Origin of the sequence: Halostella sp. PRR32, from assembly GCF_034808085.1 — an archaeon.
Lineage (GTDB): Archaea > Halobacteriota > Halobacteria > Halobacteriales > Natronoarchaeaceae > Halostella > Halostella pelagica.
On the sequence record NZ_JAXHGL010000003.1, the window covers coordinates 780,956 to 800,079 of the forward strand.

Genomic DNA, 19,124 nt, shown 5'->3' on the forward strand with positions numbered 1-19,124 from the left:
GTACCGGATCGCTTAGGAACGAGGCGCTGTGAGGGAGACGTATGGGAACGCCGCTTTCGCCGCGCGACGCGCAGGCCGAGGAAGTGATCCAACGACTGGAGGAAGAGTACCCCGACAGCACGATCTCGCTGAACTTCTCGAACCGTCTTGAGTTACTCATCGCGGTGATGCTGTCGGCGCAGTGTACCGACGAACGCGTGAACAAGGAGACCGCAACCCTCTTCGAACGGTTCGACGGCCCCGAAGAGTACGCGAACGCGGACATCGAGGAGATAAACGAACTGATCGACTCGATCACCTACCACAACAGCAAGGCCGACTACATCAAGAGTTCCTGTCGAACCATCGTCGAGGAACACGGCGGAGCGGTGCCGGACACGATGGACGAACTGACCGAACTGAAAGGCGTCGGCCGGAAGACGGCGAACGTCGTCCTCCAGCACGGCCACGACATCGTCGAGGGGATCGTCGTCGACACGCACGTTCAGCGGATCAGCCAGCGACTCGGGATCACCGAGGAAGAGCGCCCCGAGGCGATCGAACAGGACCTACTGGGCGTCGTCCCGGAGCGAAAGTGGCAGCAGTTCACCCACCTGCTCATCGACCACGGCCGGGCGACGTGTACGGCGCAGAACCCGGACTGCGCCGACTGCGTGGTCGCGGACCTCTGCCCGTCGGAGAAAGGCGACGGCGAGGTCGACCTGGCGAGCGGCGAACCCTGGAACTGACCGGGCTACCGACGGTTTTTTTTCGCCCCACTGACCCCGACCACAGTCATAAACAGCGGTCCGGCCACCCCCGGATTAGGGGAGACACACAATGGCAAACGAAGAGACGAGACTCCGGTCGAGTGAGACGAAGGGCACCCGCACGAGCGCGATGTCACGTTGGCACGGGAGAAAGACGAGGAGGAAAACGCCGAAACGGAGGGGGCCGAGGACGAAGCCGAGGTCAAACAGGAGGAGGCTCGTCGTCGCACCGAGGAAAGCGGACAAGCGGGACATCGACGAAGGCTCGACGATCCGTCACGACGGGTGCGCGCGGGACAACGAAGAACCGCGACAACCACCGCGACGAAGGGCCGTTCCAGAGCTGAGGCCGTTTCGCCGTCCGCTTTTTCAGACGAGCGGGAATCCGGTTCAGAACACCTGATACTTGACGAGGTAACGAGCGACACCTAGCGCGTACGCGATGAGCCAGAAGAGGACGTAGCCGAACACGCCGACGCGAAGTCGGCGTCGCCAGTCGTCGGCGTTCTCGTGGATGTCTGAGAGCGAGACGTCCTGATTCGGTTCGGCGTACAGGTCGGACTGACGCTTCGCCTGCAGGATACGGACGATACCAGTAAGCGCGACGAGGAGCATCGCGTAGGCCTGTAACCCGAAGAACGCGTGAGCCGCGGCGAAGCCGCCGAGTTGGTCCCACAGTCGCGGAACCATCCAGACGACGACGGGCACCGTGTTGAGGACGAGACCGGTAACGATGAACTTCAGATGGTAGATGAGTACCCCCCAGGTGACCGTCTCCGTGTCGATCATAATCCACGCCCCGTAGAGATAAAACGGAAAGCTGAGCGTCACGAGGGCGGCTGCGACGGTCGCGAGGAAGACATCCGACGCCATAGGCCGCGGTTGGGACGGGGACGCGTTAAAACGACCGAAAGTACCTGCGTAGCGATGGATCGGCACCGAAAACGCACGTGAGCGCCTCATACTGTCGGCTGTAATTCATCGAACAGTGGTTCGACAGAAACGGTGTGTAAGCAAGTAACGCGGCCATACTTGCCTCGCAGTCTTCACGTACTTACAGCCGACAGTATCAACCGGCGAGAGCGAGATCGTCTAGATTACAGCCACTGGGACCGAGACGGTCGTCGGACAACCAACAGTATAAGCCTGTGGGGGACCGATCGCCGCATAATGGCCGACTCCCCATCGTCGCCGGAAGAGGATCCGGACGACCGTGAGGCCGCCGTCCCGGCAACGGACGGGGCGTCGAACGCGGACGACTCGCTGGGCGAACAGTCAGTCGGGGGCGATGAAACGGCGGAGATCTCGGAGGCCGAACTCCGCGAACAGGTGGAAGAGCAGTACGATTTCGACGACTTCGGGCCGCAAGACATGGCCGAAATGAGTCCCGAAGAGTGGGACGCCGCCTTCGACGACGACACGTGGATCACCGGCCGGGACCTTCTCGACCGGGTCGAGGCGGACCTGGCGAGTCAGATCGCCGACCGTCAGGTGTTCGCCGTTCTCGAACGAAGACAGCAGGACGGAGAGCAGCGGTTGCTCGCGTACTCTGACGACGGCTACGCGCTGGTGTATCCCGACGGCACCGTCGAGGGGTTCGGCACAGTCCTTCGCGACGTCAAACCGACTATCGCGCTCTGCTCGATGGAGAGCTACACGCCGCCGGAACCGCCGGAAGGGGGCGTTTCACTTCCCGATCCCGAATCGGTGGCCGAGGGGAGCGGCGAACTCGGTAATCTAATGCTGCAACTCATCGCCGTCATCCAGTTGCTTGCGGGCCTCGTTCTGATCGGCGCGTGGCTGTTCGCGGATATCACGGGACTGGCGGTCATCGTCGCCGCCGGCTTTCTCTTCTTCAGTCTCGTGCTGTTCACGACTGTCGCCAACGCACGCCTCTCGGACAGGTTCCGCGCGGAGGAGTACCGCGACCGTCTGCGGGCGGTCGGTCTGGAGTCCGGCGAGTATCCGGATTTCCTCCCGTTGGAAGACGGAAAGGACGATTCTAACGAGAGCGAATGAACCGCCAGACGGCGGTATGGGGCCGCGAACCGATAGCAAGCGGGGGAGTGAGCATCGGTGGGTTTAAGCGAACTGAATCCTGAATTTCTAGGCGTATGAACAGGCGGGACTTTCTGAAAACAGCCAGCGGCGTGACAGGTACCGCCGCTGTCGCCAGCGTGGCGCCACCGGCCGTCGCGCAGGAAGAAGACGACGGGAACGAAACCACGTCTTCCGACAACGAGACTGCCGGCAACGAGTCCGACGGAAACGAGACTGCCGGCGGTGGCGGTGGAGGGGGCGGAACCAAAACCGTCGAACTCACCGGGGACAACGTGTTCGATCCGGACGAACTGTACATCCAGCCGGGCACGACGGTCGTGTTCGAATGGACCTCCGACGGCCACAACATCGTCGTCGATGGCCAACCGGCCGACGCCAACTGGGAAGGCCACGAACCCATCGAAAACGAGGGGTTCACGTACGAACACACCTTCGAAGTCATGGGCGAGTACGCCTACTACTGCAAGCCCCACGCATCGCTCGGCATGGAGGCGACGATCACCGTCAACGAGTCCGGCCAGAACCCCGCCGCCAGCGGCGAGGGTGGTGGAGAAGTCGACCCGCACGAACTCGGCGTGCCGTTCCAGGCGCACTTCGTCGGCATAGCGACGATACTCGCGATCTTCATGTCGCTCGTGTTCTCGTTCTACGTGCTGAAATACGGCGAATCGCCGAACACGAGTAGCCCCAACAGGAAGTAAACCATGTCATCAGAAGGAAGCAAATACGGCGACATTCACCGCTACGAACCGGCGCGGGAGAGCACCGCATCGGCGATAGCTATCGTGTTGCTGACAGTCATCGAAGTCGTGTTCGTTGGACTCTTCACGTACGGTCTGGTCAACGGCTGGGGATACGTCGAAACGGGGAACATGTACCTCGGGTTCATCCTCGCCGTCATCTTCATCGACCTGGCCTTTATCCTCCTGCTGTACCGCAAGGAGTTTCTCCCCGACGTGATGATCGTCAAGAAGCGCCGGCGCAAGTGGGAGGACCTCTACGTCCGAGAGGAGGACGCTGAGGGCGAAGAACTCGGCGGGAACGCATGGGAGCACGTCAAACGCGCAGTCTACCCGTACTACAAAAAGTAACTATGCCAGAAGACGAAGACAAGTATCCGGTCGAATCGGACCGTCGCCGTTTCGTGAAAGGTGTCGTCGGTAGCGCAGCGCTCGCTGGAGTCGGCACCACTGGTGCCGCCGCCGTCAACTCTGCAACCGAGCAGAGCGGCGCAGGGGGCGGCGCGACGACGGCGATGGCGATCGAAAACACGGACGGTCCCGCACCGCGCGGAATGCCCCAGATCCCCATCGAGATCGAAGACGGCGAGATCAAAGGCGTCTGGCCGGAGGTAACGGAGATCGAGCAACAGGGCCAGACCGTCACGATCACTCAGACCAAGAACTACAAGGGCACCGACGTCACCTACTCCTCCCGCTGGTTCCAGTACTGCGGTGTCCAGTCGTACACCGGACTCAAACCGGAGGCCGATCAGGAGAACTTCTTCCGCTACTCCTCGTCACCGCCGGTGGCGTACGGCTGGCAGACTGAGGACGTGTCGGGTGGCGACCGCGTGCAGGTCTCCGACTTCGAGGACTACGAGAACTGGGAGAACAGCATCGGTTCGGGCGGCCTCGGCAAGCCCGCTGCGGTGACCTGGCGTTCCCAGGATGTCGACAACTCCAATACCATCCCGGTAACGCTCATCAGGAGCAAACGGATCGAAGAGAAAGCACAGGAAAACGACTGGTTGGCCGCCTCTACCGACAAGGGCTTCATGGCGTATCTGAACAAGTGTACGCACTTCTGTTGCGTCCCCGGCTGGAAGACGAGCGAGCAAGCGTCTCAGTTTAACGCGGAGGACGACGTGTACTGCCCGTGCCACCAGTCGGTGTACGACCCGTTCAAGATCGTCGAAACGACCTTCACGGCGCTCCCGGTCCCCGCGGAGGACTAACACATGAGCTTAGAAAAGAAAGACGAGCACGACCACGAGGCCTGGATGGAGGAGAAAGACCTGACGCCGGTCGAGAAGACGTTTCTGGTCTCGCTGATGTGGCTCGACGAGCGGCTCCGGATCGTCGACTATCTGGAGCTTCTAGAGAACCTCTACTACAAGTCGAACCTTCAGATGCCGAAGAGTCACACGGAACAGTACAATCTGGACAACAAGTTCTGGTACTGGTATCCGCTGTACTCGCTCGGGTTCTTCTCGACTATCGCGTACGTCGTCGCCGCGGTGAGCGGAGCCTTGCTCGGCTTCTACTTCGCACCGGCGACTGCCGGCGAAACCGCGACAGCGTACGAACAGGTCATCTACATCATGACGGACCTGAACTTCGGCTACATGCTCCGGAGCATCCACCGCTGGTCCGCGCAGGTCATGACGGCGGCGGTGTTCCTGCACATGCTCCGCGTCTACTTCACCGGCGCGTACAAGGAACCCCGCGAACTGAACTGGCTCATCGGGATCGTTCTGATCAGCCTGACGATGGTGTTCGGTTACACCGGGTACCTGCTCCCCTGGAATCAGCTGAGCTTCTGGGCCGGGCAGATCGGCGTCGAGATGGCGCTGTCGATCCCGCTGATCGGCGAGTGGGCCGCACAGCTACTGTTCGGCGGATTCACGCTCGGGCAGCCCACGCTGCAACGGATGTACATCCTGCACGTGTTCTTCCTGCCCTTCGTCGTGACCGCACTGATCGCCATCCACATCGGCATCGTCTGGATGCAAGGCATCGCAGAACCACACTAAAACCATGGCAGACGACAACGAAAACACCGAGACACGCACGGACGGCAGCGGGCCGGGCATCGTCGCACCCGACGACGAGGTGCCGACCTGGCGAGAGCGCAAGGAGCGCACGCAGGGCCTGTCCCGCCTCACGTACGAGTACTTCGAGCGGTCGCGCCGAGAGGACCAGGACCTCAGACAGGAATCGAGTTACGTCGAGCGCGACGTGCTCGGCTTCCCGACCTGGCCGCACGAACTCATCCGAAACCTGTCGCTGACGAGTTTCTTCGTCGGCATGATCCTGTTCCTGTCGGCGACGTTACCGCCGGAGATGATGGCAGTAGCGGACCCGAGTACCACGCCGGAGATCATCCTGCCGGACTGGTATCTCTACTGGTCGTTCGGCCTGCTGAAACTGGGGCCGCTCAACCCTGAGCTCTCGATCTTAGGCGGCGAGAAGCTGATGGCCGACCGTACGTACGGCGTCGTCGCTAACATCGTCGTGGTCGGATTCATCGCCATCGTCCCGTTCCTCAACAAGGGAAGCGCCCGTCGCCCGGTCGAACAGCCGTTCTGGGGGGCCGTCGGCGTCGGCGGCGTCGTCTTCGCCATCACTATCAGCGCACTGGCGATCAAGAACCTCCTTCCGCTCGACTCGCACCTGCTGTTCGACATCACGTTCCTCGCGCCCGTCGTGGCGACGCTGATATCGTACGCGGTGCTGAAGTCGATGCGCGAAGGGTACATGTTCGACCTCAACCGCCGGTATTACCGGCTCCGGCCGCCGAAATAACGGTCTCATTTTTTCATGACTTCGCCCGATCCGACGGACGACAACGAGCAGGGCGGAGCGCGCGAGATAACCGTACCGCTGCGGTTGTACAAGGCGGTAACGGTGTTCTCGACGCTGCTTGCCATGATCGGCGTCATCGTCGGATTCATCCTGCTCGACTCGGCGACCAATCGTGCAACGGTGGCGCTGTCGGAGGTGAACGTGCCGCTCGCCCTCGCGGGGTTAGCGGCGATCGTGTTCGGCGGCGGCGTGTACGCGTTCGCCACGCGGTTCCAGGCGGCGGGAATGGGAAACGCTAAAGACGACGACGACGAAGGATCAGATAATGGCTGACGAATTCGCAAAAGGATTCGGGATCCTCACCAGTGCGGGGCTCATCTGGATGGTGCTCGCGGGGTGGTTCAACACGCCTACGTTCGAGGCAAAGGAATACCCACAGTTACTCGCACCGGACCCGGCTAATCCGGATACGTACACGGCTATCGCTCTCGAACTGAAAGACGGCCTGTTCTGGTTCGCCATCCTCGGCGCGTTGACGTTCTGGGTCGTGATTCCCGTCGGCCGCGAACTGTACGCCGCGTACGCGAGCGAGTAGCCGCTCTGCGGCCGCGAAACGACCGACTCCGGGTTTCTCTTCCGTTCTCGTCGTCAATGGTCTGACAGTCACCCGTCGGGCGAGCGATTGGAAAAACACTAATGCGCCAACAACACAGGTTGACGTATGGATCCGTCATCGATGTTCGGCCCCATCGACGCTCTCACCAAAATACAGGTGGAGTTTCTCATCCTGGGGTTGGTGATAGTCAATATGGTTACGCGGATTTTGGCTCACCGGACACACGTCAGTCAGGCACGGGACGGCGCGGACGCGATCACGCGCTACGTACCGCACGAACTCGCGAACGTCCTGCTCATACTTGGGGCATTCTACTACTTAACGATCGAACACCACGGCGGCATGATACTCTCGATGCTCGTGTTAGGTACCTTCCTGACCGACTTCTTCGAGTTCGAGGCACGGAAAGTCGAGGCCCGCAGGGAGAAACCGCTCGACAAGCCGAAAGCAGCGGTCGTCGGGTCGCTGTTCGTGCTCTCCTATATCGCGTACCAGAGCCTGTTCTATCTCGTGGAACCGCTCTGGAACGGCGTCGTGTGAGCGCGGACCGCGGCGTCTGACCGCTCCAGTTTCTCTCGTCAGTAAAACGACCGACTAGCCTCGACGACGGCCAGTTTGAGTGCGTCCGTCCGGGCGATGCGGACCGCGGTGTCGTGTGGAACTGCCCCGGCGCTGCGGCCGTCGACGAGCAGCGAGACGCCGCCTTCGTCCCGTTCGACGGAGAGGGTAACGTCGTCGTGCGGGACGACCCACCGTTTTGCGCCCGTGACGAACGGCGCGATGGGCGTGACAGCGACGGCGTCCGTCTCCGGGTCAAGCACCGGCCCGCCCGCCGCTTCCGCGTACTCGTGACTGCCGGCGGCGGTCGCCACCACGATGCCGTCGGCCCGAAGTTCGGCGACTCGCGTCGGTCCAGCCGTCACCGAGTACTCGGAGATACGGGCCGGTTCCGTCGTGACGAGAGTCACGTCGAACAGCGAGCGAACGGGATCCGCGCCGTCGACGCTCACGGAGAGCACCGGCCGGGTCGCGGTCTCGTATTCCCCGGTGACGACGTCTGCGATCGCTTCGTCCGCGGCGGCCGACGGAACCGACCGGACGCCCGCCCCGGCGTCGACCGGAAGCACCGTCGCGTCCGTGCCGGCGCGGACGAGGTCGACGAGCGCCGAGACGCCGCTGGCGAGAACCACGTCGGCGTCGGCCGCCGCCGCACCGGCGCTCACCTCCACGCCGGTGTACGAGTCGATATCGTCGGCGAGTCGGTCGGCGTCCGCGCCGACGACTGCGACTGGGTCACTGGCCATTGGAAACCCGCACCATTGCCGAACCGTAGCGGCCCGGGGGAGAAAAGGCTGCAGGTTTCGGTTATACTGTCGGCTGTACGTCGGTGAAGAACTCCGGACAGCCCGGACTGACCGGATATCTTCAACAGTGTCGGTCGACAGTGTTAGTCGTCGTAGGGCCAGTCGCCCGTGATCTTCATCCCTTCCGCGAGGTCTTGTGCCTCCAGTGCGGTGGCTATCTCGTCTGCCGACTTGCGCTCCGCGTCGAACTCCTCGTCGGCGAGTGCCACCGCCAGTTCGGTGAGGAGGACGGCCTGCTCGCGCAGGTCGCGCGGTTCGAGTTTGTCGAGGGTGTCCGCGTACGTGTGGCCCCAGCCCCGCCCGTCGTCGCCCGTCTTGCTCATCACGTGGTAGCCGGGGACGCCCCACTGGACGAACGGCCAGTGGTCGCTGTGCGGGCCGAGTTCGGGGACGGTTTCGATGGGGTGGTCGTAGCGGTCGGCGACGCCCCTGGCAGCCGTCTCCAGCGCGTCGAACCCGTGCGTGTAGAGCGCGAGGGTCCGGCCGCGGACGACGCCGTCGAGGTTGAGTACGGCGCGGACGGTATCGCGTTCGACCCGTTCCGACTCGTACTCGGAGCCGACGAGTCCGACCTCCTCCGCGCCGAAGACGACGAAGCGGACTCTGGTGTCCAGTTCGGCCTCGCGCGCGGCGAGCGCTCGGGCGACTTCGACGACCGCGGCCGTTCCCGCGCCGTTGTCCATCGCGCCCTCAGCGATGTCGTGGGCGTCGACGTGGCTGGTGACGAGCAGTTCCTCGTCGGTGTCGGGGCCGAGTTCGGCGTGGACGTTCTGGCTGGTCGCGCCGGATGCGTCGGCCTCGACCTCGACGGTCACGTCCTCGCCCTCGAACCGCCGCGCGAGGCGCGCGCCGACCTCCTTCGAGACGCCGACCGCGGGTATCTCGCCGATCGGGTCGTCCGCGGTGCCGACGGATCCCGTCGGCGGTAGACACCCTTCGACGTGGTTGCGGTAGACGAACGCCGCGGCGTCCGCCTCGACCGCGTGGTAGTACTTCTCCCGGCGGTGGACGTAGCGGTCGTAGTGGTCCGGCACGTCGCTCCGCGCCATCACCACGTTGCCGGCGACGTCCGCGTCGTCGAAGTCCTCGGGGAGACCGTATCCGAGGTCGACCAGTTCGGCGGTGGTCTCGCCCGCGGGGCTGCGCGGCAGCGCGATGCAGTTCTGCTCGGTGCCGTCGGCCCGTATCGCGCTCTCGCCGCGGATCCAGCCCTGTATCTCGAACTCGTCAAGGCGGGCGTTTCGCGCGCCGGCACGGTCGAGCGCGTCGCGCGTCGCCTCCGCGGCGCGGCGTTCACCCTCGCTGCCGGCCATGCGGTTACCGACATCGACCAGGGTTTCGAGATGGTCCCACCCGACATCGCTCGTGAAGGTGTCGCCGATCCACTCGGTCATGTCTGGCTTTCCACCGGGACTCCGCCTAAGCGTTTCGGCTTCCCGAGGTGAACGGTTCCGTCGGGTGCTCGGAACCGCCGGCTCGGAGGAGTTCGCGGACGGCTTCGGCTGTGAGGCCGCCCTCGCTCTCGAACAGCGGCGTCAGGTCCCAGCGATACTGGCCGGGCGTCTCGCTCCGCCGTCGAGCGTCTTCCCGCAGCTCTCCCGCCGGAGAAAAATACGTTCGGCCGTGCTTTCGCTCAGAGCAGTGAAACGGAGAGCGCTCGAACGCGACACGAACGGGGCGTCCGATTCGACGGCAAAACCAAAGTATTCAGTACGGGCCAACGCTTAGGCCCGGGTATGTCAGTAGACGACGCGAACGCGAGACTGTCCCGTCGCGGCTTTCTCAAGGCAGGCGCGGGCGCGACGGCCGCTGCGGGTTCCGCCGGGGTTGCGGCGGGCCAGGAAGACGGAAACGAGTCCGACGGAAACGAGACTGCCGGCGGCGGCGGTGGAGGGGGCGGAACCGAAACCGTCGAACTCACCGGGGACAACGTGTTCGATCCGGCCGAACTGTACATCCAGCCGGGCACGACGGTCGTGTTCGAATGGACCTCCGACGGCCACAACATCCTCGTCGATGACCAACCGGCCGACGCCAACTGGGAAGGCCACGAACCCATCGAAAACGAGGGGTTCACGTACGAACACACCTTCGAAGTCATGGGCGAGTACGCCTACTTCTGCAAGCCTCACGCGTCGCTCGGCATGGAGGCGACGATCACCGTCAACGAGTCCGGCCAGAACCCCGCCGCCAGCGGCGGCGGTGGCGGCCCGTCTCTCCCCGACAGCGCGCTGACGATGGGGATCGCCACGATGGCCGCGATGCTGTCGACGCTCGGACTCGCCTTCTTCTTCCTCAAGTACGGCGGCGACTACGAGACGCCCGAATAGGCAAACGATAGATTTTCACGAGGGGACTGAGTACGCCGACATCGAATGTACATCATCGTCGTCGGTGCGGGTAATATCGGCTATCCGCTGATCGATATCGCCACGAACGACGAGAACGAAGTCGTCGTCATCGAGAACGACGCAGCGAAAGCCGACGAGGCGGCGCGGAATTTCGACTGCCTCGTCCTCGAAGACGACGCGACCGAAATGGCGACGCTCGAAGACGCCGGCATCGACCGCGCCGATGCCCTGATCAGCACGACCGATCAGGACGCCACGAACATCATGGTCTGTCTCCTTGGAAAAGAGAGAGACGTTCCCGCGATCGTCTCGGTCGTTCACGACCCGGCCCACATGAACCTGTTCCGGCGGATCGGCGTCAACACGATGGAGAACCCACAGAGCCTCATCGCTGATTACCTCTACCGCGCGGTCAAACGACCGTCTATCAAGGATTACATGCGGGTCGGCGACACCGCCGAAGTGTTCGAGATCACGGTCGACGACGACGCACCCATCGCCGGCGAAACGCTGTCCTCAGCCGGCTCGAAGGGGCTGTTACCGAAGGGCGTTCTCATCGTCGCCGTCGAGCGAAACGGCGATGCGGATCCGATCACACCTCACGGTAACACCGAGATACGAGTCGGTGATATGCTGACTGTGTACGCGCAGGACGGTGCGACACCCGACGTAACGGACACGTTCGGTCACTACGAGGACCACGAGTTCGCGTAGATGAACCGAAACGGCAGCCGAATTCCGCGGGCAGTCGAGACGATCAGCCGCGACATCGGGTCGCTGTTGCTCATCGAGGCGGTGTTGATGACTCTCACCGTCGTCGTTGCGCTCGCATTCCGGGAGTTCTACGCGGCGCTCGCCTTTCTGATCGCCGGCGGGATCACGGCCGGCGTCGGGGGAGGCGCACGGCTCACCTTCGCGGACGCGCCGGACCCCCGGATGAAACACGGGATGGTGATCGCGGCCGGAGGGTGGTTCGCGACGGCGCTGTTCGGTGCGCTCGGCTTCCTGCTGACGGCCCACCTGACGCCCGAAAGTGTCGCGGCCGGCTACGTCCCGGCGGGTGCTGAGTACTCTGAATCCAGCCTGAAATACTTCGAGCACCCGCTGCACGCCTTCTTCGAGAGCATGAGCGGGTGGACCGGGAGCGGCCTGACGATGGCCGTCCACGAGCCGTCGCTCCCCTACGCGCTCCAGTGGTGGCGCTCGCTCATCCAGTGGGTCGGTGGCGTCGGCGTAATCGTCCTCACCGTCTCAATCCTCTCGCGGCCAGGCAGCGGAAGCTACGCGCTGTACAGAAGCGAAACGCGCGAGGAGAAGATCCACCCGAGCGTCGTTTCGACGGTGCGGACCGTCTGGGGGATATTCCTGATCTACACGCTGTTTTCGGTCATCGCGCTCTTTCTGGCGATCTACTGGACGCAGGATTACACCGTGTTCACGGCGTTCTGGCAGGGGCTCAACCACGCGATGACCGGCCTCGCGACCGGCGGGTTCAGCGTGACGGACAACTCGATCGCGACGTACGACTCCCCGCTGATCGAGAGCGTCCTCCTGCCGATCATGACGCTCGGCGCGATCGCCTTCCCTATCCACTACGGCGTGTTGAACGGACGGAACCCGCGCCTGCTCCTCTCGGATCTGCAGACGCGGTGGCTGCTGGTCCTGCTCGGCGCCGGCGTCGTTGCCCTCTCGCTTCAGAACCTCGGCGTCGACCCCGTTTCGTCCGCCGCGTTCGACGGGTCGTCCGACGCCGTCCGCGACTCGACGTTCCAGTGGATCAGCGCGCTGACCTGCACCGGGTTCCAGTCCTCGCCCATCGGTGAGTGGAGCCCCGGCGGCAAACTCGTCGTCAGCGTCGCGATGGTGCTCGGCGGCGCGGCGGGGTCGACCGTCGGCGGGATCAAGATCGTCCGCGGGTACACCGTCGCCCGCGGCATCAAGTGGCAGTTCTCCCGCGTGTTCCTCCCCTCGTCGGCGGTCGTCCACGCGCGCATCGGCGACCGAGTGCTCGGCCGCGGCCAGATGGAACGGGAGTTCAGCGAAGCGGCCATCGTGACTATCCTCTGGGTTATCCTGCTGATCGTCAGCAGTCTGGTCCTCGTGAACGCCACCGACGCGTCCTACGCCAGCGCACTGTTCGAGGTGGCGAGCGCGCAGGGCAACGTCGGCCTCTCCGCGGGCATCACGGGGCCGAACATGCCGGCACTGACCGAGGCGATGTTCCTCCTGAACATGTGGGTCGGGCGCTTGGAGATCATCCCCGTGCTCGTGTTCGTGCGGTCCGCGCTGTACGGTCTCGAACCGTAGCCGCGAATCGTCACCCCTGCAAGCAGTCCCGGCGTTCCGACCCCGGAACCCATTACCGTCCGGTTCGAACGATCCGGCGATGAAAGTCGCAGTGTTCGGCGGTGGCTACGCCGGCGTATCGCTCGTGCGCCAACTGGAGGACGCACTTCCCTCTAACGTCGAACTCCTTCTGGTCGACGACTCCGGCCACCATCTCGTCCAGCACGAACTCCACCGGGCCGTCCGTCGTCCGTCCGTCGCCGACGACATCCGCGTACCGCTGACCGAGGTCGTCGAACGAGCGCGGGTCCGCAGGGGCCGCGTGACCGATATCGACCCCGAGGCGAACGAAGCGACGCTTTCCGACGGGTCGACGGTCTGCTACGACATCGGCGCGGTGTGTCTCGGCGCGGAGACGGAGTTTTACGGCCTCCCGGGCGTCGAGGAACACGCGACGCCGCTGAAGCGTCTGCCCCACGCCGAGCGGATCCGCGAGGACTTCATGGCGACGCTTACGGACGGCGGGCGGGCCGTTGTCGGCGGGGCCGGTCTCTCCGGCATCCAGTTAGCGGGCGAACTCGCGGCGCTGGCCCGCGAAACCGACGGGGCGGACGTCACCGTCACGCTCCTCGAACAGATGGACGAGGTCGCACCGTCGTTCCCGTCGGCGTTCCGGCGGGCCGTCCGAGACGAACTGACGGCGCGTGATGTAGAGGTCCGGACGGGAACCGCTGTGGCAAGCGCGAACGAGGACGCGGTCGAACTCGTAAGCGGCGAATCGGTCCCGTACGACACCCTCGCCTGGACGGGCGGCATCCGCGGTCCCGACGCGCTCGGCGGCGACAGGCCGCAGGTGGATGGGCGACTCCGTCTGGGCGGTTCGACGTTCGTCCTCGGTGACGCCGCGAGAGTAGTCGACGCTGACGGCGAGGCCGTGCCCGCGAGCGCCCAGTCGGCTATCCGCGAGGCCCGCTCAGTCGCCGAGAACGTGCGTCGACTCGTCGCCGACGACGACGGCGTTTTCGCTCCCCGTCTCGACCAGTTCGCGTTCGATTCGCCGGGATGGCTGGTCAGCGTCGGCGACGGCGCAGTCGCACAGATCGGCCCGTCTATCGTGACTGGCAAAGCGGCGATAGCGCTCAAAGCGAGCGTCGGCGCTGGCTACTTGAGTTCCGTCGGTGCCGTCAGAAACGCCGTGGACCTGGTCAACGACGAACTCGGCCTTGCCGCCGAGTGATCAGACCCCGGGAACGCCGACCGCGCCGAAGGTGGTGAGGCCGGCCGCCGCTAACACGTACAGCACGGCCAGCACGGCGATCCACGCGATGAGGCCGATGAGCGCCGCGTCGACCCACCCGCCGGGATACCGCCAGTTGATTATCGCAAGATACGCAAGCAGTGTGAGGATCGGGCCGAGTAGCGGGATCCATCCGACGAGAAAGCCGACGACGGCCCAAACTATCGCTCCGATCAGTGCTGTCACGATAGCGTACGTGTAATCATCGTAGTCGGCGATGACCCGAGCGCCGACGTAGATGCCGAGCGCACCGATCAGCAGGCTCACGATGAACACGATTAGCGAATCGATGAGTGCCATACTCGGAGAGAACACGCGAACCCGTTTTATAATTCGTTGCTTATTATCGGACCGAAAGAGACAACCTTCGTTTACGCGTTCCCAGATCAGAGATCTGACAGAGAGGGAACGCTGAGTCCGCCATCGTAGGCGTCAATGGCGTTCGCCGCGCATTCGGAGAACAGAAACGAGAGGCGTCGCCGGTCCGCGTCGAGACCGCTGACGGTCCCACAGGCCCCCGTCGACGGGTCGTATCCCTCGGTCCAGGCGTAGTTGCCTATCATCGGGGTGGCCACGGCCGCATCTCCGTGCGTTCGGACGCTTCCCTGGTCGTGCGTTAGGCCGAGCGCGTGTCCGGCCTCGTGGAGGAGTACCTGCATTACCCGGGCCGGTCGGGAGTATCGGACGACCGGCGATACGTCCGACACCGGCGGCATCGCGGCCAGGTAGCGCGCACCGCCGACCGCGGCGATGTGGGCGCGTCCGCCCCCGGTTGGAGCCGAGTCCATCGGCCCGTCTGTGACGAGCAGATTCACGTCGTCGACCGGAGACACGTCACCGTCCGCCGCCCCGACGGCGAGTTTCCCGGGCCACTCCCCGCTTACGACCACGTCGTAGCCGTGTTCGCGCGACACGGCCACTGTCCCGCCGGCCGTCACCGTCACGTCGTCCCTGACTGCGCCAAGCGTTCGGTCCAGATACCCCGTCGCTCGCTCCGCGACTGGCCCCCGTGACGCGGCGCGCTCCGAGAGCCATACTCGCACGTCGAGGGACCCGTCGTCGGAGCCATACCGTTCCAGCAGCGTTCCGACAGTTCCGGTGTGTGCACATAGCTTGAGAAACGAACGTCGATTCATCGGTACGGTTAGTTATCAGTTCTGAAACCGAATCACGTACCGGATAAGGTAAGCTTTCTGATCGGGACAGTGCGGTCACAGACGCGCGATCTACGCCCTTACTACCCGCCACATATCAACTGCCAGGTGCCGTTTACCACCCACAAACGCCGCGTTTGGGAGAAAGCAGTCCGAACAGTGATCAGTTTCCAGTACTGGAAAAGAAACAAAGCGTCAGGACGTGGTACGCTGGAACTCATGACCGCAGTCAAAATCATCGAGGTGATGGGAACGTCGGAATCGTCCTGGGAAGACGCCGCGGAAGAAGCGTTCCGCGAGGCACAGAAATCGGTCGAGGACATCAGCGGTATCGAGGTCGAAGACTGGACGGCCGACGTACAGGACGGCGAGATAACCGAGTACAAGGCGACGGTCAACGTGGCGTTCCCGGTTCACAACGACTAACCGGGGTGGGGCCGGTGCGACCGTCGGCCTCGCCGTTCCGCGAAGACAACAGATAAGGCGGGCCCTCTGGTGACGTATTGTGTGGAACCGGAGCTACAGGTCATCTTTGCCTCGGTACTGCTTCCGTTCGTCGCTGCGATAGCGACTCCACTGGCCTACCGGGTGCTCGGTGAGCGAACCGGCTACGGGGGGGCGGCTGTCGCGCTCGCTTGCTTCGGCCTCGTCGCCTCGCAGATCGGCCGAGAGGGGACCGTCGCGGTGCCGTGGGTGCCGTCTCTGGAGATAGCGATGCGGTTCCGGGTCGACGGGTGGGCGCTCCTGTTCGCACTGCTGGCAAGCGGCGTCGGCGTCCTCGTCTTCGCCTACTCCGCCGCGTACATGCACGGCGAGGACAATCTGGCCCGATACTACGCGACGCTGCTTGCTTTCATGGGTTCGATCATCGGCGTCGCGTTCGCGGCGGACCTCGCCGCCCTGTTCCTGTTCTGGGAACTGACGAGCGTCTGCTCGTTCGTCCTCATCGGCCACAACACCGAGGAGGACGCCGCGCGCTACTCGGCGCGGATGGCGATGGTGGTGACTGTCGGGGGCGGACTCTGTCTGCTCGCCGGCTTCCTGTTGCTCGCCGTCGTCACGGAGGGGGCCGCGACGTTCGACCTGGCGTGGATGCTCGCGAACGACGAGGCCGTCCGCACGGCGCTGCGCGAACAGGGGCTGTTCGTCCCGGCGCTCGTCCTGATCGGCGTCGCCGCCGCCGCGAAGTCCGCGCAGGTGCCGCTCCATTTCTGGCTGCCGAACGCGATGGTCGCGCCGACGCCGGTGTCCGCGTTCCTCCACTCCGCGACGATGGTGAAAGTCGGCGTGTACGTGCTCGGACGCCTTCGACCGCTCTTTCTCGGCGTCGAGTGGACGCTTCTCTTCGCCACGCTCGGCCTGGCGACGATGACCGTCGGCGCGGCGCTTGCGGTGATAGCGAGCGACATCAAGCGCCTGCTGGCGTACTCGACGGCGAGTCACCTCGGTCTGATGGTCGCCGGATTCGGCTTCCGCTCAGCCGCGGGTGCCGAAGCGGGGGCGTTCCACCTGCTCAACCACGCGCTGTTCAAAGCGGCGCTGTTTCTGGTCGCCGGGGTCGTCGCACACGAGGTCGGGACGCGCCATCTTCCGAACCTCGGCGGCCTCTGGCGCGACCTGCCGGTCACCGCGGCCGTTACCGTCGTCGCCGCGCTGAGCATGGCCGGCATCCCCCCGTTTAACGGCTTTTACTCGAAGGAACTCCTCTTCGAGGCGGCCTACGAAGCGGGCCACTCCGCCGGCGGACTGGCGTGGGCGTACCCGGTCGTCGCGGTACTCGCGAGCGTCCTGACTGTCGTGTACTCGCTCCGGTTTCTCTCTATCTTCTTCGGCGACCGTCCGTCGGGGCTCCCGTCGGTCCACCGCGCCCCGGTCGCCCTCGTCGGTCCGCCGGCGGTCCTCGCCGCTCTCGCGGCGGTCGTCAGCGTCACCCCGGAAACCGCCGTCGACGTCGTCGTTCAGGCGGCCGCGGACGCGACCGCCGCCGAGGCCCACGAAATGCACGCCGGACTCCCGTCGCATCTTACGCCGCCGGTACTCATGTCCGCGGTCACGGTGGTCGGCGGCGTGGCCGCGTATCCGTACTCTGACCGCCTCGGACGAGGTATCGAGGCCGTGGTCAACGTCCGCGACGCGTTGCGACCGACCCACTTGTACGACCAGTCGCTCACGGCTGTAGAACTCGGTAGTTCGTTCACGGCGTCGCGAGTACACAACGGCCTGTTGCGGACGTACGTCGTCTGGTGTCTGGGGACGGCGAGCGGTCTCTCCCTGCTCGGATACGCGACGGCGGCGGTGCAGTGGCCCGCGATGTCCGTTTTCGACGTCCCGCTCGCCATGACGTTGGTTCTGGTGGTCGCGCTCGTCGCCGGCGTCGCGGTGTCCGTCGCGCCGTCGCACGTGGCCGGCGTTCTCACGCTGTCGATTCTCGGGTTCATGGTCGCCATCTTCTACATCATGGCCAGCGCACCGGACCTGGCGTTGACCCAGCTAGTCGTCGAGACGCTGGTGTTGCTCATCTTCCTCCTCGTACTGGAGGAACTGCCGGCCTACTACGCGGATGCGAAGCGGTTCGTCGTCGCGAGAGACGCCGCGCTGTCGCTTCTCGTCGGCGTGACGGCGTTCGTCACGGTGCTTCTGGCAGGGCGCAGAGCGGACGACGAGCAGACGGCTGTCGCGGGGTATTACGCCGAGAAGGCGGTTCCCGAGGGCGGCGGGACGAACATCGTCAACGTGATACTCGTGGACTTCCGCGGATTCGACACGCTCGGTGAGATATTCGTGGTCACTATCGCCGCCATCTCCGTCCTCGTCCTGATAACGATGCGGAACAGAGGTGAGCGGCGGTGACGACGACCATCATGAAGACCACGGCGCGTATCGTCGTGCCGATAGTCCTCGTAGTCGCCGTCTCGCTGCTCCTCCAGGGGCACAACCTCCCCGGCGGCGGATTCATCGGCGGGGTGCTCACGACGGCGGCGTTCGCGCTCATCTACGTCGCGTACGGACTCGACTACCTGGAGATCGGCGTACTCGGCCGCGAAGTCGAGTCCGGTACCGGGATATTCGAACACCGGAGCGTGACGGCGTACAAGCGGACGTTCGTGTTCGGCCTCGCGGTCGCAGTGGGGAGCGGTCTGGCGGCGCTCGCCTTCGACGAACCGTTCCTGACGCAGACGTACACGATTGTCGAGCACGTACCGATATACCACGAGATAGAGCTCGCAAGCGCCCTTGTGTTCGACGTGGGCGTCTACTTCGTCGTCGTCGGCGGACTGCTCACGATACTCTCGGTGGTGGGTGGCGAATGACCTCGTCTACTGTTTCTCCGACTGTCGTCGGTCCCGCGGTCGGCCGTACAGGAGGTGAGAGCCGGTGAGCGTCGTCCTCGCCGCCGCCGTCGGCGGCCTGTTCGCGCTCGGCACCTTCCTGTTGCTCCGCCGTGACCTGGTCCGCGTGGTCTGGGGCGTCGCCGTCGTCTCGCAGGCGGCGAACGTCTACCTGATCGCGATGGGCGGCATCTCGGAGGGCGGGAACTCCGTCGTCCCCGTTCTCTCGGGCCACGGCGAGTCGGTCCCCGAGACGGCGGACCCGCTGGTTCAGGCACTGGTGCTTACGGCTATCGTCATTAGCTTCGGCACGACGGCGTTCGCGCTGGCGCTGACGTACCGCGCGTATCAGGAAAACGAGACGATGGACGTCCAGGAGTGGCAGTGATC

The 19,124-nt window shown here is 64.4% G+C and carries 24 protein-coding genes; 18 read left to right on the forward strand and 6 right to left on the reverse strand.

Translation table 11 applies throughout. The features are described 5' to 3' along the window. The first annotated feature begins 41 nt into the window (after positions 1-41). Complete coding sequence (gene nth / locus SM753_RS13860; RefSeq protein ID WP_323192029.1) at positions 42-728, forward strand: endonuclease III; 687 nt, start codon at positions 42-44, stop codon at positions 726-728. A 75-nt stretch (positions 729-803) separates the two neighbouring features. Here the strand turns inward: nth and SM753_RS13865 are convergent, their stop codons facing one another. Beyond that, positions 804-1,004, reverse strand: a complete 201-nt coding sequence (locus SM753_RS13865; RefSeq protein ID WP_323192030.1) for a hypothetical protein — start codon at positions 1,002-1,004, stop codon at positions 804-806. A gap of 135 nt (positions 1,005-1,139) precedes the next feature. Continuing rightward, a complete protein-coding gene (locus SM753_RS13870; protein WP_138797066.1) occupies positions 1,140-1,622 on the reverse strand; it encodes a hypothetical protein in 483 nt (160 codons plus the stop codon). Positions 1,623-1,919: 297 nt separating this feature from the next. On the opposite strand from SM753_RS13870, the gene SM753_RS13875 reads away from it, so the two are divergent. The 9 genes from SM753_RS13875 to SM753_RS13915 all read left to right on the forward strand — a co-directional run bounded on the left by SM753_RS13875 (position 1,920) and on the right by SM753_RS13915 (position 7,493). After that, positions 1,920-2,768 (forward strand): hypothetical protein, encoded by an 849-nt coding sequence (locus tag SM753_RS13875; RefSeq protein ID WP_323192031.1) that lies wholly within the window; start codon positions 1,920-1,922, stop codon positions 2,766-2,768. A gap of 95 nt (positions 2,769-2,863) precedes the next feature. Continuing rightward, positions 2,864-3,511: a plastocyanin/azurin family copper-binding protein gene (locus SM753_RS13880; protein WP_323192032.1), complete on the forward strand. Its 648-nt coding sequence runs from the start codon at positions 2,864-2,866 to the stop codon at positions 3,509-3,511. A 3-nt stretch (positions 3,512-3,514) separates the two neighbouring features. Then, on the forward strand, positions 3,515-3,901 hold the full coding sequence (locus tag SM753_RS13885) for a hypothetical protein (protein WP_135533294.1): 387 nt from the start codon (positions 3,515-3,517) through the stop codon (positions 3,899-3,901). Between the two features lie 2 nt (positions 3,902-3,903). Next, positions 3,904-4,767: a ubiquinol-cytochrome c reductase iron-sulfur subunit gene (locus SM753_RS13890; protein ID WP_323192033.1), complete on the forward strand. Its 864-nt coding sequence runs from the start codon at positions 3,904-3,906 to the stop codon at positions 4,765-4,767. A 3-nt stretch (positions 4,768-4,770) separates the two neighbouring features. After that, positions 4,771-5,565, forward strand: coding sequence for a cytochrome bc complex cytochrome b subunit (locus SM753_RS13895; protein WP_135533292.1), 795 nt, complete (start codon positions 4,771-4,773; stop codon positions 5,563-5,565). A 4-nt stretch (positions 5,566-5,569) separates the two neighbouring features. Further along, on the forward strand, positions 5,570-6,337 hold the full coding sequence (locus tag SM753_RS13900; RefSeq protein WP_323192034.1) for a cytochrome bc complex cytochrome b subunit: 768 nt from the start codon (positions 5,570-5,572) through the stop codon (positions 6,335-6,337). Between the two features lie 15 nt (positions 6,338-6,352). Further along, a complete protein-coding gene (locus SM753_RS13905) occupies positions 6,353-6,670 on the forward strand; it encodes a hypothetical protein (RefSeq protein ID WP_138797070.1) in 318 nt (105 codons plus the stop codon). Continuing rightward, positions 6,663-6,932, forward strand: a complete 270-nt coding sequence (locus tag SM753_RS13910) for a hypothetical protein (protein ID WP_135533289.1) — start codon at positions 6,663-6,665, stop codon at positions 6,930-6,932. Before SM753_RS13905 ends, SM753_RS13910 begins: the two co-directional genes overlap by 8 nt. A gap of 126 nt (positions 6,933-7,058) precedes the next feature. Further along, positions 7,059-7,493 (forward strand): hypothetical protein, encoded by a 435-nt coding sequence (locus SM753_RS13915; RefSeq protein WP_323192035.1) that lies wholly within the window; start codon positions 7,059-7,061, stop codon positions 7,491-7,493. A 38-nt stretch (positions 7,494-7,531) separates the two neighbouring features. On the opposite strand, the gene SM753_RS13920 is transcribed toward SM753_RS13915, so the two are convergent. Beyond that, positions 7,532-8,257: an ATP-NAD kinase gene (locus SM753_RS13920; protein ID WP_323192036.1), complete on the reverse strand. Its 726-nt coding sequence runs from the start codon at positions 8,255-8,257 to the stop codon at positions 7,532-7,534. Between the two features lie 143 nt (positions 8,258-8,400). Then, the gene (locus tag SM753_RS13925; protein ID WP_323192037.1) at positions 8,401-9,711 is read right to left on the reverse strand and encodes a M28 family peptidase; all 1,311 of its coding nucleotides are present in this window, start codon (positions 9,709-9,711) and stop codon (positions 8,401-8,403) included. Between the two features lie 342 nt (positions 9,712-10,053). Between SM753_RS13925 and SM753_RS13930 the strand changes: the two genes are divergently transcribed. The 4 genes from SM753_RS13930 (at position 10,054) to SM753_RS13945 (ending at position 14,191) form a co-directional block, all read left to right on the forward strand. After that, positions 10,054-10,647 carry a plastocyanin/azurin family copper-binding protein gene (locus SM753_RS13930; protein ID WP_323192038.1) on the forward strand — a complete coding sequence of 198 codons (594 nt, stop codon included), beginning with the start codon at positions 10,054-10,056 and terminating at the stop codon, positions 10,645-10,647. A 45-nt stretch (positions 10,648-10,692) separates the two neighbouring features. Next, positions 10,693-11,382 (forward strand): TrkA family potassium uptake protein, encoded by a 690-nt coding sequence (locus tag SM753_RS13935; protein ID WP_323192039.1) that lies wholly within the window; start codon positions 10,693-10,695, stop codon positions 11,380-11,382. Further along, the gene (locus SM753_RS13940; protein WP_138797074.1) at positions 11,383-12,975 is read left to right on the forward strand and encodes a TrkH family potassium uptake protein; all 1,593 of its coding nucleotides are present in this window, start codon (positions 11,383-11,385) and stop codon (positions 12,973-12,975) included. Between the two features lie 79 nt (positions 12,976-13,054). After that, positions 13,055-14,191 (forward strand): FAD-dependent oxidoreductase, encoded by a 1,137-nt coding sequence (locus tag SM753_RS13945; RefSeq protein ID WP_323192040.1) that lies wholly within the window; start codon positions 13,055-13,057, stop codon positions 14,189-14,191. Here the strand turns inward: SM753_RS13945 and SM753_RS13950 are convergent, their stop codons facing one another. Together SM753_RS13950 and SM753_RS13955 are read right to left on the reverse strand one after the other, a co-directional pair. Continuing rightward, positions 14,192-14,551: a hypothetical protein gene (locus SM753_RS13950; RefSeq protein WP_135533281.1), complete on the reverse strand. Its 360-nt coding sequence runs from the start codon at positions 14,549-14,551 to the stop codon at positions 14,192-14,194. An 86-nt stretch (positions 14,552-14,637) separates the two neighbouring features. Continuing rightward, positions 14,638-15,387, reverse strand: a complete 750-nt coding sequence (locus tag SM753_RS13955) for a hypothetical protein (protein WP_323192041.1) — start codon at positions 15,385-15,387, stop codon at positions 14,638-14,640. A gap of 237 nt (positions 15,388-15,624) precedes the next feature. On the opposite strand from SM753_RS13955, the gene SM753_RS13960 reads away from it, so the two are divergent. The 4 genes from SM753_RS13960 to SM753_RS13975 all read left to right on the forward strand — a co-directional run bounded on the left by SM753_RS13960 (position 15,625) and on the right by SM753_RS13975 (position 19,122). Next, positions 15,625-15,831: a dodecin family protein gene (locus tag SM753_RS13960; RefSeq protein ID WP_323192042.1), complete on the forward strand. Its 207-nt coding sequence runs from the start codon at positions 15,625-15,627 to the stop codon at positions 15,829-15,831. A gap of 81 nt (positions 15,832-15,912) precedes the next feature. Next, a complete protein-coding gene (gene mbhE, locus SM753_RS13965) occupies positions 15,913-18,255 on the forward strand; it encodes a hydrogen gas-evolving membrane-bound hydrogenase subunit E (RefSeq protein WP_323192043.1) in 2,343 nt (780 codons plus the stop codon). Then, positions 18,252-18,716, forward strand: a complete 465-nt coding sequence (locus SM753_RS13970; RefSeq protein WP_138797078.1) for an MnhB domain-containing protein — start codon at positions 18,252-18,254, stop codon at positions 18,714-18,716. Before mbhE ends, SM753_RS13970 begins: the two co-directional genes overlap by 4 nt. A gap of 64 nt (positions 18,717-18,780) precedes the next feature. Further along, positions 18,781-19,122, forward strand: coding sequence for a sodium:proton antiporter (locus SM753_RS13975; RefSeq protein WP_323192044.1), 342 nt, complete (start codon positions 18,781-18,783; stop codon positions 19,120-19,122). Positions 19,123-19,124: the final 2 nt, after the last annotated feature.